Raw genomic sequence first — 16,308 nt, forward strand, 5'->3', positions numbered from 1 at the left:
ACCATCAGTTGACGTGCCATAACTCATCACCTCTCAACATTATCTTTATTCTATGCAACTTCATGTAAAATTGGTATGACGGCGATCGCAATTTACCAAACCATTCATCATAATTTTATAAGTCAGCTATATGTAATTTATATTTGCAATTTTTAACAAAACGTTACATAATTTAATCAAGGGAGCTTGACGTTTCCTAACTCCAGTAGCTCGCTACAACCACAAATCCCACAGCATACACATGGCAGTTAGTATTCAATCAGCTCAATCTATTTTCTCCAACATGGAGATTGCTAGCGCTGTTCCGGCTACCACCGAAGCATTTTACAAACTCAGCGTTGAAGACCAACTAGCCTTGCTCTGGTATGCCTACACCGAAATGGGTATTTCCATCACCCCAGCAGCTCCCGGAGTAGCCAGCATGGCGCTTGTTGAAGGCATACTGAGCGAAATCAAGCTAATGTCGCCGGCTGCTCAAAGCAAAACCATGTTTGACCTAGCCAGCAACGCCGACACAACGATCGGCCGGATTTACACTTCCTTGCGCGTCAACACCAAACTCGGTTTCTGGTACGAGTTGGGACAGTTGATGAAACAGGGCCTTGTCGCTCCGATCCCCGCTGGCTATCAAATGTCTCCCGAAGCCACCACAGTTCTAGAAACCATCAAGAAACTAGATCCCAGTCAGCAAATTACCGTACTTCGCAACACCGTAGTTAACATGGGCTATGACCCTGCTTTTAGCCAAGAGTACGGCAAACGCTCAGCCCCCCGCAGCACTCCCACCGCTCCAGAAGAGCGGGTGAAAACCAAAATTGAGGGTATCAGCGAGCAGACTGTCCTCAACTACATCGACTACATGAACGCCTTCGACTTCACCCCAGCCATCGGTTTATTTGCCGAAGAAGGTGCCCTGCAACCACCTTTCCAAAAGCCGATCGTCGGTCGCGAAGCTATCCTCAACTATATGCGGGAAGAGTGCATCGGACTGAAAATGATGCCCCAGCAAGGCGTATCGGAACCCACAGAAGATGGCTACCGCCAAGTGAAAGTCACCGGCAAAGTCGAAACTCCCTGGTTCGGCGCGAATGTGGGAATGAACATCGCGTGGCGGTTTTTGTTAGATCCCCAAGGTCAAATTTTCTTTGTGGCGATCGACTTGTTGGCATCTCCTAAGGAATTGCTCAATTTGATCCGCCAATAGAATCTTCTTGTTGGCTCTGTTAAACAGGCTTGCCCAGAAACCCAGATGCCATTAGGTGTCTGGGTTTCTATCATTTTAGATTTTAGATTTTAGATTTTAAATTTTATCTTCAAGAATTGAAGGATGGAAAATGACTGATGGTATCAGGGTTTGCAGCTTGGCTACACTGGTATTTTTTGACAGTAGTATTGATTTTGGTCGATCGCTTTGAAAGCTGCGCTCGACGCTCTCCGGTTCCCGGTTCCTCCTTTTTTCGGAGAATTATTTTCCTACCCCTACTTATATCTTTTGAGGGATTTGCTGCGACAAAGAGAATGATTACAGTATACTCATTCATTTGAAATCACTTGTTTTATGACCGCAACAACTCGACCTATTTTAACTAGCTCTATAAAGATTCCAGGCATCACAATGCCAGGGATACTGCAATATTTTGAAACTTTAAACGCGGGCGATTTTGAAGCGACGGCTAATTTATTTGCCGAGGATGGGGTTCTGCACGCGCCGTTTGAAGAGCCAATTATTGGCAACATCTCGATCGCCACTTATCTCAAAAAAGAAGCACGAGGAATGCAGCTAGAACCCCAGCAAGGTGTCAGCCAAATTTTAGAAGATGGCCAGGTAGAAGTTCAGGTCAGCGGCCGGGTGCAAACTCCCGCATTTGGTGTTAATGTCGGATGGCTGTTCTTGCTCAATTCTGACCAAAAACTCCTTTCTGTCACCGTCAAACTGTTAGCTTCTCCCCAAGAGTTGCTAAATCTGCGGTCACATAAGAAATAAGATGTTTGATAAGGTGTTTCACATTTAAATTGCCTATTTTGGTTTGACCTGTCGATCGCACGTAATAGCTAAAATCGTGCGATCGACAGGTTAATCGGCTTTTTCTGGCAAGAATGAGGCAGAAACCGGGTTTTTATGCAAATCTTTGGTGAAGTGCCACTCACGGTATAAAAATCCCGTTTCTTCGGTATTTGTGCGATCGGGACTGTATTCCTACAATCTTACAGTCTCGCGTTGGGCCGACGATACGGAACGACAAAGTGGCTGTCACCGCAGCGTGCGACAGACAGCCAAAGCGAGTCAAAAAGTGCATGGCCAATCACTAATCACTCATGACTAATGACTAAGCACTAATTAAGATTTTTCCGGCAAACTCGCTTCCAACTTTAGACAGTTGCGACCGTCTATTTGCAAAGTGTAGTCCACCCGATCCATAAGTCTGCTCATAATCAGCCAGCCGTAGCCGCTTTCCTGTTTAGCTTCCGGCCTCGGGGGATTGTAAGTATCCATTTCGTAACCTTTACCGTAATCCCAAATTTCTAAACCAATATCCCTATTTTTTAAATTCAAACGAATTAACACGGGCAAATTGGGTTGATCTTTGTGAGCATGGCGGATCACGTTAGAATAGGCTTCTGCTAACACCAAGCGCAAACGATTCGACTGACGTGGCCAATCGACGTGCTCTCCTAGCTCTACTTCCAAACTGCTCAGCAACCAATTTTCAACAATTGTTAAAAATCGCAAGTCGCTTGGCACATGAAGCTCAGTATTCATAAAAAAATCCCGTAAGTTTGAAAACCCTGTGTCTTCACACCAGGTATGAAACACGACGCGCCGAATGGATTCGGCCTCAATACTTGTCGCTACTCGGGGGATACCAGCCTTTTCTGTTTAAAAATCAGGCATTCATGATTCGGTAGAAGGCAGAGGTTAAGAGTATATTTGAAAACTTTAGTTATGGGCCTACAGCCCACTAACAATTGATAATTATACTGAGACTGCAAGCAGCGAGGTATAAAAAATCAGTGTTTCAATCCTTGGCTTTTAAGCGTTGGTTTTTTCTCACGAATGCCTTCTACGTTAACCTTTTACAGGCGTTGAATCCCCCAGGAAAGCGATTCAGGAAACTAGCTGCGCCATCGCCGGCTAGGTTTTTTACTGTTGACGATAACGCCGTCCTTTGCAGGACTACTCTGTGGGCCGTCAACCAGCAGGGCTTAAGTTTTTTCGGCTCTCACCCCCGACTACGTGTCGGGAGTCGCTGACAGATTCAAAGAACCTCCAGAGAGAGTATGGTTTGGTCGTCTTCCTGAACGGGATTGTCAGCTCGGATGTGAGCCAACAAATTGTCCAAGTTGAAAGAACCAGGTTCCTGAATCAAAAGTTGCCAAAGCCCTTCTTGTTGTAGCATAGAACGGGTTGGTACACCCCCTGCGACCGCTTCAGTGGTCACGCTCGCTTCAGTAATTCCGTCACTCGTCAGCAGAAATACATCTCCTGACTTTAATTCGATCGTACCTGCTTTGCCTCTCCAAACTGGTAGTATCCCCAAGGGAATGCCACGAGCTTTCAGGAAATTCGGCTCGGCTGGCGTTTTACCGCTAGCGGCTTGAGCTTTCACCTCCGAGTGAGACCAAACGATCGGATAAATGTGACCGGCATTAGCAAACGCGAGGTGTCCCGTTGACGGAGTGTAACGAGCTACAACCATTGTAATAAAATGGTTGTTCCCGATCAGGTCGTCAGACATACTGCTATTCATATTGTGCATAACACGCTCGGGTTCGGGAGAAACTTCTTGGGAAAGTTCCCGCCGCATCACCGAAATCGCGCTGGCCATAAATAGAGCAGCCGGAACTCCCTTACCCGAAACATCTCCCACCGCTATCCAAATATCGCCTTGGGAGTGGACGTAGACTTCAAAAAAGTCGCCGCCAACTTCCCGCGCGGGATAGCAGCAAGCTTGCACCCTGACAGTTTCAAAATCCGGCCAACTTTGGCGCAACAAGTTTGTTTGGATTTGGCGAGCCACTTCCAACTCGTTTTGCATCTGCTTGGCTAAATCCAGAGTCCGCTGGTAGAGCTTAGCTTGAGACAGGGCGAGAGCAGCTTGAGCTGCTACACCTTCTATTAACTCTATATCTTCTGCCGACCAAGGGTTAGTGCCGCCAATCTGGCACAAAGCCAGTACCGCCAGCAATTCTTGCTGGTAAGTCAGGGGCACGGCAATCTCAACCGAGTTACCATGCCCCCCACTGTTTGAGTTCACTTGAGTTTGGCGGGTGGCTACAGCTTGAACCAGCAAATTTTCATCAAAAGAAAAGGTACTGGCATCGTCGGTGTGGGCTTGGTAGGGGAAGGTACTCGGCAATAGTCGATCGCTCTCTACCGGCCGCAGCATACAATAGTTGGCCTCAAAAGTTTGACCTACGGTTTGAACAATAGTTTGTACCATACTAGAGTAATCTAGCGACCCGCGAATGACGCTCATTACCTCATTGAAAAGAGATTCCTTGCGTAAAGCGCGGCGCAATGCAACGCTGCGCTGCTTGTAGTATTTGTAAGTTTCTGAGGCTTGATTGATCACCAATTTGAGTTCTTCTGGATTCCACGGTTTGGTGATGTATTTGAAAACTTGACCTGAGTTGATGGCCTCAACCAAATCTTCAACATCGGTGTATCCCGTTAGCAGAATCCGAATCGTATCGGGAAATCGCTCGACTGTTTTCCCCAAAAACTCGGTGCCATTCATTTCTGGCATCCGCTGGTCAGATATAATCACCGCCATCTCGCCCTGTTCGTCTAGAACTTCCAGGGCGCTGAGGGCGCTATCTGCTTTGTAAACCTGAAAGTCGCGTCGAAACGTCCGGTACAATAAATCCAAGTTGTCGGGTTCGTCATCGACTACCATCAGTTTCAGCTTGCTTCCATCTCCCCGACTCATCTTTCTTCCCCCTTGAAAACCCCCACCATAGCTGTAATCAGCAAGGTGGCGGGAGGAAAAGGGGGGCTGGATATATGCAACATATCAGTTACGTCAAGTTGAGTTAAAGAAACCCGTTTTACCTCAAGGTGAGCATTCCTTTCGCACCATCTGTTCGCACAACAGATGAGAGGCTTTCGATACTGTAACCCGCCTCGGTAGGCCGCTTCAATAGGGAAAATTCCCGAGTCAGCTTTCACGCTGTGATACGAGCAATGACCTTGTTAGCAGTCGGTACTTTTCTAAACACACCAGCATTCAAAACGGCTAATTAATGCTCTGATTGCAGAGTTCTTAACTAGCTGGGCACTGTCCTCGGTGTGAATTTTAACACTTACTACTAACCCAGGTATGGCTACCTAAGTCTGGTCAACACCGGCTGTATTTCAGACCGCACTGTACCCGGAGGGTTAGTGGTGGGTTGTTGGCGCTATTCCCTACATCTTTGCCGAATCGCACTTGATTGCTGCATTCAAGTCTCCCTAATCTCTGAACTTTTTGCAGCAAGCATATTACTACGACTGCCGAATCAAGTTAATCTTTCTGCCAGTCTGAGCTTAGCAGAACGAGAGCGGGGATTTCTAGCTACTTCTTCGGATTGTGGCCCGATCGGCTTTTTTGTCAGTACCTGCAAATTGGGTGTTCCTCTGAGTTGGTGCTTGACTGGTCGGTCTTCCAGACTGTGAAATGTAATGATTCCGATTCTCCCACCTGGTTTTAACCACCCTGGCGCTTGGTGGAGGAAAGTTTCTAAAGAAGCGAGTTCGGAGTTGACAGCTATCCTTAAAGCTTGGAAGGTGCGGGTGGCCGGATGGATTCTGCCGTTGCGCTGCTTGGGGGGGAAGCTGGAGGCGATCGCCCCTGCAAGTTCTGTTGTAGTTTGAAAAGGACGCCCTTGCACAATCCGCCTCGCGATGCGCCGCGACAGCCGCTCCTCGCCGTACTTGTAAATAATATCTGCTAGTTTAACTTCTTCCCAGTGGTTGATAATCTCTTCTGCCGTCAAAGATTGCTGCTGGTTCATACGCATATCTAGTTGAGCTGGGTGGCGAAAACTAAATCCTCGTTCCGGTGTATCGAACTGAGCAGAGCTGACGCCCAAGTCTGCTATGATACCATCAAATTCGGCTTCTGAGGACTGATATTCAGCAAAGTTGCCGTGCCAAAACTCAACGGGCGAGTTGGCAAATCTGGCTTGGCAAAAACGGATGGCTTGTTCATCGCGGTCGATCGCCACCACTGTAACATCTGGCGCCGCCGCTAAAATCAAACTCGTGTGTCCGCCGCCCCCAAGCGTCGCGTCCAAATAGCGGCCGCCAGGACGCACAGCCAAACCCGCAATTAATTCTTGACCCAAAACAGGAACGTGATAGGTGTCAATACTGACATCCGATCCAGGGGTATCCTTCTCACAGAGCTCGATATCCTTCATAATCTATAACAGCCAAACAAAAATCAACAATAGTCAGTAATCATTAATTCATTTAATTATGTCAAGAATTGAGACTAGAACCGAACCGATGGTGCTCAACATGGGGCCGCACCACCCTTCCATGCACGGGGTACTCCGGTTAATTGTCACCCTGGACGGGGAAGATGTGGTGGACTGCGAGCCAGTTTTGGGCTATCTGCACCGGGGGATGGAAAAAATTGCCGAAAATCGCACCAACGTGATGTACGTGCCCTACGTGAGCCGCTGGGACTATGCCGAGGGGATGTTTAACGAAGCGGTGACAGTCAATGCACCGGAAAAGTTGGCGAATATTGCTGTCCCCAGACGGGCGAGTTACATTCGCGTAATCATGCTGGAGTTGAACCGGATTGCTAACCATTTGTTGTGGTTGGGGCCGTTTTTGGCGGACGTGGGGGCGCAAACTCCTTTTTTCTATACTATGCGCGATCGCGAGATGATTTTAGACTTGTGGGAAGCAGCCACAGGTTATCGCATGGTGAACAATAACTATTTCCGCATCGGCGGAGTTGCGGCCGATTTGCCTTACGGTTGGGTAGATAAGTGCCAAGATTACTGCGATTATTTCGTTCCCAAAATTGACGAGTACGAACGTTTAATTACCAACAACCCAATCTTCCGCCGCCGGATTGAAGGCCTGGGTACTATTTCTCGCGAAGAAGCGATTAACTGGGGACTTTCCGGCCCCATGTTGCGCGCTTCCGGCGTTAAGTGGGATTTGCGGAAAGTTGATCATTACGAATGTTACGACGACTTCGACTGGGAAGTTTGTACCGAAGCTGCTGGCGATTGTTTGGCCCGGTATGTGGTGCGGATTCGGGAGATGCGCGAGTCGGTTAAGATTATCTATCAAGCCTTGAAAGGACTCCCCGGTGGCTCTTACGAGAATTTGGAAGCCAAGCGCTTAGAAAGCGGGCCAAAATCTGAATGGAATGGTTTTGACTATCAGTTTATTGGCAAAAAAGTTGCGCCGACTTTTAAGATTCCCAAGGGCGAACATTATGTCCGCGTTGAAAGCGGCAAGGGTGAGTTGGGGATTTATATTATCGGGGATGATACTGTGTTTCCCTGGCGCTGGAAGATTCGGACTGCGGATTTTAATAATTTGCAGATTTTGCCTCACATTGTGCGCGGTGTGAAGATTGCGGATTTGGTGGCAATTTTGGGTAGTATCGACATTATTATGGGCTCGGTTGACAGGTAGGTTTTGTCGGTTTTTATTTGATAATTTAACCCGGTTTTTTTATGGAACCGGGTTGATTTTTTTAACAGCAGATAAACGCGGATAGATATCGATTAATATTGCTGTTAACGTCGCTAAAATGTACCTTATTTCTCTTTTCTCTCTTCCTCTGTGCCCTCTGCGCCCTCTGCGGTTAATAAAAAAAATCTCTCCTTCACAAATGAAATAACATCAACTTTGATTGGATAAATTATGAAAGTTCAGCAATCAGATATCAATGACAGCAACTGGGAACTCTGCGCTTTAATCTGCGAAAGAATTGCCGCCAGTCCCCAGCAGCGTATTACTTTTGCTGAATATATGGATTTGGCATTATATCATCCGCAGCACGGATATTATAATAGCGATCGCCCGTCGATCGGCAAACAAGGCGACTTTATCACGTCGCCTCATTGGGGTGCTGATTTTGCGGAGGTTTTGGCGGAGCAATTTGTGGAAATGTGGGAATTTCTCGATCGCCCTTTCAATTTCGCGATCGTAGAAATGGGCGCTGGGCGGGGAACTTTTGCAGCTAATGTACTGCAATATCTGCAACGGCAACATCCCGACTTATTTAAAAATTTAACATACATAATTGTTGAAATTTCGCCAAGACTTCAAGCGGAACAACGCCAAAGCTTAAGTGAGATCAAGTGCGTTAAGTGGTGCAAGTGGGAGGAGATAGTTAATAATTCAATTGTCGGTTGTTTCTTTTCTAACGAGTTAGTGGATGCTTTTCCCGTGCATCAATTCATTCTGGAAGAATGGCAACTTAGGGAGATTTACGTTGCCGCAGAAACCCCAAAAAATGAACAAAAAGAGATAAATTTTGTTGAAGTAATTGGAGAAGTTTCCACGCCTAAAATTGCCGAATATTTGGATTTTGTAAGCATCGATTTGTCGGCGAGCGTGTACGGGGATGGTTATCGCAGTGAGGTGAATTTGGCGGCTTTAAACTGGATGAGTACAGTTGCTCAAAAGTTGCAACGGGGATATTTGTTAACTATTGATTACGGTTATCCGGCGCACCGCTATTACAATCCGAGGCGCAGGGAGGGGACGCTACAGTGTTATTATATGCACCGATATCACAATAATCCTTATATTAATGTGGGGCGGCAGGATTTAACGGCTCATGTTAATTTTACGGCGCTGGAAAGGCAGGGTGAATTGTGCGGTTTGGATGTGGTAGGGTTTACTCAGCAGGCTTTGTTTTTGATGGCGTTGGGTTTGGGCGATCGTATTGCTTCTCTGTCTACAAAGGATGCCGAAGTATTGGATTTGGCAACGTTTTTGCGGCGCCGGGAGGCTTTGCATCAGTTGATCGATCCGATGGGTTTGGGGGGTTTTGGGGTTTTGGTGCAGTCGAAGGGGTTGAGGGAGGAGGAAAAGGGGAGAATTGTGAAGGGTTTGATGGTGCCTTAAGTTAACTACAATCAGCAACACGCACTCTTTTCCAATTACTTTTGTCATCACTTAAGCGCACTGACTCAGTGGCGGAAATTCCCATTTTCCCGAATATAAAGTAGATGGCAGCTTTAAACAATAAGCAGCCGGAATCACCTCAATTAGCCACCAATTAAACATATCTCGTTGAGCCGCAGCAAAACCAGAAATTGCATCCCCGGTAATGGCATCATACAAAATATCCAAAATTGCCTTATAGGCTGTTTTGGTGTTGAGTGTTTGCAGCAAGCCGTAGAAGATATTATAAGCTTCGTTACTAGCTTGATATTTTCCTATTTTGTTAATATTAGGAAACAACGTATCAGCCCAAGTTTCTGGGATTTCACAACCATCCTTCAGCCAACAAGATACAATTCCTTCCACGATATCAGCTTTATGTTCTTCAGGAAAGTAATGTTTAATAGTCGGTTTAGCTGCTAATGCTATTCCATAAGCCATATAGACGTATCGCTGATGGGATATTGCATCATTAGGCATTCCAAAGGCTGTCATTACTTCTACAAAGGCTTCTTCTACATTGCACTTTCCACCTGTTTCGTATAAATCGTCATATTTTCTGTCCCAAACCCTCTGAAGTGTTTGCTGTAAATGCTCGGAAATAGTTGAGTTGCTGGGCAATTTAAAATCGGTGTAATGACCTCTGTCAAACTTGATCATTGACTTTCCATCCTGATGTATTTTATTTAAGGATAAACCAATAAAAAGCTAATCTTAAGCTTCCTATCTACCGCCCCATTTCAATTTAACTGCAAACTCTGATCGAATCCCTCGGATTCAGCCCATTTTAATCGTTCTTGAATAGACATCCCCTGCAACTTTTTACTCATTTCATATAAATTAACTTGGGGATAATCCCCCTTAAATAACGGAATTAAAGACTCCACAACAGCAGCGATTCCCTGCGGCGGCACTGCATTGCCAATCTGCCGCCGCACTTCAGTAGTAGAACCTTCAAAAACAAAATCATCTGGAAATGTTTGCAATCTTGCTCTTTCACGATTTGTCAAAGAACGCGGTTCTAAATAATGATAACCCCAAGTTCCGCCACCTCCACCAGCAATGATTGTCGAGGATGGTTTATCTGGATGAATTCGCCGATAAACGTGACTGATCATGCCTTTGACATAGTATGGACTATCTTTGGGAATATCAGAGAAATTGCCTCCCGGTTTAATTCGATTTAAAATTTCAACGGTGCGGGCTTGAATTTTATGATGTTTGTTATTGTCAAGAACTGCTTCCACATTTTTGAGTGCTTCGCCCGCAGTTCGATAAGGATTTTTGCGATCTTGACCGTATTCTGGCTGAGGATGCACAAAGTTAAATCCTGTATCCATCCGAATGCCAACTAATAACACTCTTTGGCGAAATTGCGGAACTCCGTAATCAGCAAAGTTGTAAAGTTTAGGTTTAACTAAGTAGCCTGGAGCGATACTTTCAAAGTCAGAAATTATTTGTTTTATTGCTTGATAATTATTGGCGCTTAATAAGCCTTTAACATTTTCTGCTACAAAAGCTTTGGGCTTTTTTTTATTGACAAAATCGAGAAAATATGTATATAAATTACCTCTGGTTCCTTCAAGTCCGGGACGTTTCCAAATTAGGGAGAAATCTTGACAGGGGAACCCTCCTATACATATTTCAGCTTCGGGAACTTGTCCAATGTCTATATTTTCTATACTGTCGTTGATGATGACATCGGCGATGTTTCTGCAGAATGTTTTGCAGGCGTATTGATTGGAGTCGATCGCCCAAACTACCTCAAATCCGGCTTGGTGGAATGGCAAATCCATGCCGCCGCAACCAGAAAATAAGGATATGAGTCGCGGTTTTTTTGTCCAGGCGATCGGCTGGAGACGTTCGATTAACATAGGAGTGTAAAGTTAGCCAAGGACGGGCTGGATGCCCGCACCACAAGAGTGTCATCATACCAAAACCCGATCGAACTCGACTCATCAATTGATATTTCACTCTTCATCATCTAACTCGATCCCAGCTTGACGCAGTTTTTCGGCCAATTTTTCAGCGCGGAGTCTTTCGCAATCGCCCCGTTGGCGTTCTTGTTCTACTCGTTCTTCCGACCACAGCAACAACTCGCCTTCTGCATCCCACCATCTCAACCAACAGCCTGTTCTCCCTTCGTGAGTTCCTTCCCAAACTCCTAAAAATAAGTCTAATCCCGGTATCCAATAACGTCCGTTTTCATCAGGTTTTTGCAAGTTGTAGTGATCGGATTCTAAAGCGTAAACTTCTAAATGAACTGTTTTTGCTCGGAATATGACGTATCTGGGAACTTTGATTACTCGCTCGTAAAAATACCACTTTCCCACCCGCGAGGTAAATTCAACGGAGTATTCTTCTCCATAGGTTTCTGAAAGAAATTCCATCACAATTTGGGGGATGGTTCCTTCTGTGTGTGGCGTGTAACTGCGGCGAACTTGCGAGACATTTTTTGGATTGACGGGTTTCACGTACATCCAATCTGGTGCTTTGCAGATAATACGCTGTTCGTCGCTGGTTGAACCTGGGAAACTAATTCCGGCACACAAGGCAAAGTTGGAAACAATTAAGGCATCCTGCATTAATTCAGGAAATCCTGTTAGCGGCTGGCGCAAAGCGGCGGCTAATAATGGTTGGCTTTTGTCTTCTACGGGGTCGTCTGGTAGTTGAAAATCTTCTGGTAGTAGCGGCCAGGTGATTGTGAGTTTTGTTTCTAGGTTTTTAGCTGCTACATACATAGTTTATCAGAGGTTAAATGTTTTAATGCTTAAATTATATCTCTTGGTTTTTGGGATTAATGTTAATGGCTTAATGACGAGGCAGAGCCTCTGGATATGCGTTACCGGGCAGAGCCTGGTAACGAGGAACAACCGAGAGTTTTAAGGGTTGTTAATTTTCTGCTGTAGTTCGGTGGTCATTGCTAGTAGTTCTGATTGCGCGATCGCACTTTGTTCACCACTCGCCAACCACTTCAATTGTACCGTCTCGTTTTCAGCTTCCGCATCTCCCAAAACTAAACACCCAACTGCACCGCTTCTGTCAGCTCTTTTAAACTGTTTCCCGAAAGCACTAGCACTCAAATCTATCTCTACACTAAAGCCCGCACTTCGCAATTTTTGAGCTAACAATACCGATTGCTGTTCAGCTTTCTCGCCCCTGGAGACTAAATAAAAATCCAACTTCGGCACGGGCAAAGGTTGCAACTTTTGCAGCAGGATAATCAACCGTTCTATACCCATTGCCCAACCGACTGCCGCCGTATCTGGGCCGCCCAGTTCCTTGACTAAACCGTCGTAGCGACCGCCTCCGCAAACAGTTGCTTGCGCTCCCAAATCGTCGGATATAATTTCAAAAGCGGTGTAGGTATAGTAATCTAAACCGCGCACTAATCTGGGATTTAACTGATAGCTAATTCCTAAATTTGTGAGCATAAGCTGCACTTGCTCGAAGTGCGATCGCGATTCCTCTCCCAAATATTCTAAAATGCTAGGCGCACCAGCTACAATTTCTTGAGTACGCTGATTTTTGCTGTCCAATATCCGCAGCGGATTGCGAGTCAAGCGATCTTGAGAATCCGCGTCTAATTCGTCTTTGTGCGGTGTAAAATAATCGATCAAAGCTTGTCGGTAATTTTGTCGATCTTGCTTATTTCCGACAGAATTAATATCGAGGCGCAAATTTTTTAAACCGAGGGTTTGCAGGATGTCGCAGGCGATCGCAATTACTTCGACATCCGCACGGGGATTCGCACTCCCCAAGACTTCCACGCCAATTTGATTGAACTGCCGCTGTCTTCCTTCTTGCGCGCGTTCGTAGCGAAACATCGGCCCAGCATACCACAGACGCTGCACGTCTCCTGCTGCGTACAAACTATTTTGAATAAAAGCTCGGACTACTCCGGCGGTGCCTTCTGGACGCAAAGTAGTCGATCGATCGCCCTTATCCTTAAAAGTGTACATTTCTTTGCCCACAACATCGGTAGCTTCGCCGATGCCGCGTTCAAATAAAGATGTCTGTTCAAAAATTGGCGTCCGAATTTCTCGATAAGCCGCTTTTTTTAAAATGGTTCTAGCGACTTCTTCTATATTTTGCCAATATTGAATTTCAGCGGGCAAAATATCCCGCGTTCCCGGTAAAGTTTTAATTGCACTCATTTTGTTAGTCAGTTGTCAGTTGGCAGTTGTCATTAGTAATTAGTCATTAGTTCTTAGTTATTAGTTAACAGTCAACAGTTAACAGTTAACAATTCCCAATAACTAATGACTTAATAATTCCCACGCTCCGTAACGATCGCCATAATAAGCCAAAATGCGATCGACCCGCTGGCGACCTGCCAAATCGAACCCTTCAGGATACTGTATCCACAAACCCCCAATTTGGCTGTCGCCGTAATCAAACCGCTGCGACTGCTGCGGAATTAAACCGGTTTGCACCCCTTCAACTTGACGCAAATGGACCGCCACTTCGCGATACACCGCCAGCGGCAATCCAGGGCTTTGAATTTGATAGCGGAGTTGTTTTTCTTGTGCCGTTTGCATCATTTCTTTGCCTGTACCCAACCTGATCCCCTACTTAAGATACTTCTTTATCGATCGGCCGCGGTAAAGGGCAGCAGTTAATATTGTCCAAACATACCTTTCCCCACTGCAACGCCCAGCGTACAAGCGTAACTCGATTGTCAGCGCGCGTCTTGTTCAAGATATTGCTAATGTGGTTGTCAACAGTACGCTTGCTAATCTCTAACTTTTCGGCGATTTTCTCATTAGTCAATCCGGCCGCTACTAACTCTACCACTTGCAATTCTCTGTCCGACAGGGTGACAGGGGTCCCAGAGACAATCCCACTCATAAACTTTTCCTATGTCTGCATATTTACCTATCTACAATTCTAAAGGATGAGGGATCGAGTATGAAGAGAAAATTAAATTTGCTGTGCTACTCTTTCGGGCCCGAAGCACCAACTCGCTTGCAGAATCGCCAGGAGTGTCAACCCCGCGCTGACACAGCAAGACGCACAGCCACTTGCACTGCTGGTGCATCGGGTGGGGGATGCTGCCTTTACCTACGCCCATCTGACATCCGGGTCAAACCCGCAGATGTTTTCAGGTAAAACAAGTGATACGCCCGCACTGCACTTGTGCGTTGAGCGAGTAACTGCCAGTATCAATAAGTCTGATATTATAGGATCAGCCATAAAAAAATAGCTTGCAATTTTTCTGGGATGGGTTAAAAATCATTATTGACCTGTCTACTGCTGCTCTAAAATCTCACATCTCAAATCTAAAATTTCTATGACTTATCCTCGCGTTCTGTGTCTGGGTGAAGTTTTATTTGATTGTTTAGCAGACCAACCAGGAGTATCTCTCGAAGAGGTAGAATCTTGGACGGCATATCCCGGTGGTGCTCCTGCTAATGTTGCCTGTGCTTTGGTTAAATTGGGGACGGCGGCGGGATTTATCGGTGCTGTAGGTGGGGATGAATTGGGGGATTCCCTAGTGGAGGTATTGCAAGAAGTAGGGGTTGATATCGCTGGAGTGCAGCGCCATCCGAGTGCACCGACGCGGCAAGTTTATGTCTTGCGGAATCAAGCGGGCGATCGATCTTTTGCCGGTTTTGGCGAATTCGATACTGCGGATTTTGCCGACACCCACCTCCTCGCGGCACAACTACCCCAGGTGCTGTTTGAAAATGCGGATTTTTTAGTGCTAGGCACTTTAGAATTAGCTTATCCTGAGAGTCGAGAGGCGATCGCCAGAGCGATCGAACTAGCAGAACAGTACGACGTTAAAATTATACTTGACATCAATTGGCGTCCGGTGTTTTGGTCAAATCCAGACGAAGCAAAAGCGCACATTAGAAAACTATTAAAAAAAGTTGATTTTGTCAAGTTATCTGAGGAAGAAGCCGAATGGTTGTTTGACACTAGCGACGCTGGAGCTATTACCTACCGCCTCGATTCCGTAGAAGGCGTTTTGGTGACTGCGGGCGAGAAAGGTTGCGCCTATTGTATGTCGGAAAATGAAGGAAAAATCCCCGCATTTAAAGTAGATGTTGAGGATACAAATGGTGCCGGCGACGCATTTTTGGCTGGTTTTGTCAGCCAATTGTGCAAGGTGGGAATTAAGAGTTTAGCCGATCCAGAAATAACAAAAAAAGTTGTAACTTATGCGAATGCGGTAGGTTCGATGACAGCGATGAAACCCGGGGCAATTAAAGCTCAACCAACCGCTGCTGAAGTAGAAGCTTTCTTGTATTTGTACAAACATTAGCACGCCACACCTCTCCCCCGGAAACGGAGAGGGAACTAAATTTGTTTCAGAAACCCGGGAGCTGAAAAAAAATAATTCTTATACTAAACCTCCGTTAAAAAGCGTCGATAAGACTCGGCGTTTGGAATCCCTACTATACAAACTCTCGTCCTAGCTGACAGGGACTAAAAAATAAACAGGTATTTAAGCCAGATTTGGTATGAGAGGTTTTATTGTGAGCCATTAACCGCACTTCAGATGATTTCTAATTTGGCGCAAGATTACCTCTAGCGGTTGCGAAGCATCTATGATAATTGCATCTTCTGGTTCTTCGAGAGTGTCTAACTGACTTAACAACAAGTCTGCTTTCATGTAGTGATTTTCGCGACTTGTTAACCGGGCTGCCAATATCTGAAAAGAACATTTGAGATAAACAATTTTCACCCCCTGTTGGTCGCGGCAGAGCATTTCGCGGTAAGATGCTTTTAAAGCAGAACAAGCCAAAACCACATTTTGATTTTCTAACAGCCACCTGTCTATTGCCGCTTGCAATTGTAATAGCCAAGGAAGGCGATCCGCATCTTCTAAAGGAAGGCCGCGACTCATTTTCTCGATATTAGCTGATGGGTGAAAATCGTCCGCATCGCGGAAATCCCAGTTGAGAGATTGCGCCAGCAACTTGCCAACAGTAGTTTTGCCAGAACCTGAGACTCCCATCACGATTGTAATCATCACGTTTATTTACCGAATACTTGCAATTTTATCGAGTTGTGCGATCGACAAACCGGGTTTCTTAAGTTGCCCGATGAATCATACAATTATAAACAATTCAACAAACCCAGTCTATTTCTAATTCTAGAGCAATTTTATTCCAGAGTGGGTCTAAGGAATTCACAATAATTAATTTGGGTTCTTCCCTAACTTTGTGATG

The 16,308-nt window shown here is 45.7% G+C and carries 16 protein-coding genes; 6 read left to right on the forward strand and 10 right to left on the reverse strand.

The genetic code is table 11. From position 1 onward, the window contains the following. The first annotated feature begins 241 nt into the window (after positions 1–241). The gene (locus QUA71_RS20725; RefSeq protein WP_333287870.1) at positions 242–1,204 is read left to right on the forward strand and encodes an orange carotenoid protein N-terminal domain-containing protein; all 963 of its coding nucleotides are present in this window, start codon (positions 242–244) and stop codon (positions 1,202–1,204) included. A 354-nt stretch (positions 1,205–1,558) separates the two neighbouring features. Then, positions 1,559–1,984: a nuclear transport factor 2 family protein gene (locus QUA71_RS20730; RefSeq protein ID WP_333287872.1), complete on the forward strand. Its 426-nt coding sequence runs from the start codon at positions 1,559–1,561 to the stop codon at positions 1,982–1,984. A gap of 354 nt (positions 1,985–2,338) precedes the next feature. On the opposite strand, the gene QUA71_RS20735 is transcribed toward QUA71_RS20730, so the two are convergent. The 3 genes from QUA71_RS20735 to rsmH form a co-directional block, all read right to left on the reverse strand. Continuing rightward, on the reverse strand, positions 2,339–2,761 hold the full coding sequence (locus tag QUA71_RS20735) for an ATP-binding protein (protein ID WP_006633914.1): 423 nt from the start codon (positions 2,759–2,761) through the stop codon (positions 2,339–2,341). Between the two features lie 496 nt (positions 2,762–3,257). Continuing rightward, positions 3,258–4,931, reverse strand: coding sequence for a SpoIIE family protein phosphatase (locus tag QUA71_RS20740; protein WP_333287874.1), 1,674 nt, complete (start codon positions 4,929–4,931; stop codon positions 3,258–3,260). A 568-nt stretch (positions 4,932–5,499) separates the two neighbouring features. Continuing rightward, on the reverse strand, positions 5,500–6,402 hold the full coding sequence (rsmH, locus tag QUA71_RS20745; protein WP_333216744.1) for a 16S rRNA (cytosine(1402)-N(4))-methyltransferase RsmH: 903 nt from the start codon (positions 6,400–6,402) through the stop codon (positions 5,500–5,502). Positions 6,403–6,460: 58 nt separating this feature from the next. On the opposite strand from rsmH, the gene QUA71_RS20750 reads away from it, so the two are divergent. After that, on the forward strand, positions 6,461–7,645 hold the full coding sequence (locus tag QUA71_RS20750; RefSeq protein WP_006633911.1) for an NAD(P)H-quinone oxidoreductase subunit H: 1,185 nt from the start codon (positions 6,461–6,463) through the stop codon (positions 7,643–7,645). A 231-nt stretch (positions 7,646–7,876) separates the two neighbouring features. Then, positions 7,877–9,088, forward strand: a complete 1,212-nt coding sequence (locus QUA71_RS20755; RefSeq protein WP_333287876.1) for a class I SAM-dependent methyltransferase — start codon at positions 7,877–7,879, stop codon at positions 9,086–9,088. 51 nt (positions 9,089–9,139) lie between these two features. Here the strand turns inward: QUA71_RS20755 and QUA71_RS20760 are convergent, their stop codons facing one another. The 6 genes from QUA71_RS20760 to QUA71_RS20785 form a co-directional block, all read right to left on the reverse strand. Continuing rightward, the gene (locus tag QUA71_RS20760; protein ID WP_333287878.1) at positions 9,140–9,787 is read right to left on the reverse strand and encodes a hypothetical protein; all 648 of its coding nucleotides are present in this window, start codon (positions 9,785–9,787) and stop codon (positions 9,140–9,142) included. Positions 9,788–9,867: 80 nt separating this feature from the next. After that, a complete protein-coding gene (locus QUA71_RS20765) occupies positions 9,868–11,001 on the reverse strand; it encodes a DNA cytosine methyltransferase (protein ID WP_333287880.1) in 1,134 nt (377 codons plus the stop codon). Positions 11,002–11,097: 96 nt separating this feature from the next. After that, positions 11,098–11,868: a Uma2 family endonuclease gene (locus tag QUA71_RS20770; RefSeq protein ID WP_333287882.1), complete on the reverse strand. Its 771-nt coding sequence runs from the start codon at positions 11,866–11,868 to the stop codon at positions 11,098–11,100. A 141-nt stretch (positions 11,869–12,009) separates the two neighbouring features. Beyond that, positions 12,010–13,284: a histidine--tRNA ligase gene (gene hisS, locus QUA71_RS20775; protein WP_333287884.1), complete on the reverse strand. Its 1,275-nt coding sequence runs from the start codon at positions 13,282–13,284 to the stop codon at positions 12,010–12,012. A 102-nt stretch (positions 13,285–13,386) separates the two neighbouring features. Then, complete coding sequence (locus tag QUA71_RS20780) at positions 13,387–13,668, reverse strand: hypothetical protein (protein ID WP_190661939.1); 282 nt, start codon at positions 13,666–13,668, stop codon at positions 13,387–13,389. Between the two features lie 34 nt (positions 13,669–13,702). Next, positions 13,703–13,978 (reverse strand): photosynthetic electron transport-dependent transcriptional regulator PedR, encoded by a 276-nt coding sequence (locus QUA71_RS20785; RefSeq protein WP_006633901.1) that lies wholly within the window; start codon positions 13,976–13,978, stop codon positions 13,703–13,705. 60 nt (positions 13,979–14,038) lie between these two features. Between QUA71_RS20785 and QUA71_RS20790 the strand changes: the two genes are divergently transcribed. Beyond that, positions 14,039–14,239: a hypothetical protein gene (locus tag QUA71_RS20790; protein ID WP_333287886.1), complete on the forward strand. Its 201-nt coding sequence runs from the start codon at positions 14,039–14,041 to the stop codon at positions 14,237–14,239. 181 nt (positions 14,240–14,420) lie between these two features. Beyond that, the gene (locus QUA71_RS20795; RefSeq protein ID WP_333287888.1) at positions 14,421–15,398 is read left to right on the forward strand and encodes a carbohydrate kinase; all 978 of its coding nucleotides are present in this window, start codon (positions 14,421–14,423) and stop codon (positions 15,396–15,398) included. Between the two features lie 222 nt (positions 15,399–15,620). Here the strand turns inward: QUA71_RS20795 and QUA71_RS20800 are convergent, their stop codons facing one another. Next, on the reverse strand, positions 15,621–16,109 hold the full coding sequence (locus QUA71_RS20800) for a gluconokinase (protein WP_190661941.1): 489 nt from the start codon (positions 16,107–16,109) through the stop codon (positions 15,621–15,623). Positions 16,110–16,308 lie beyond the last annotated feature (199 nt).

Source organism: Microcoleus sp. MON1_C5, from assembly GCF_036701875.1.
Lineage (GTDB): Bacteria > Cyanobacteriota > Cyanobacteriia > Cyanobacteriales > Microcoleaceae > Microcoleus.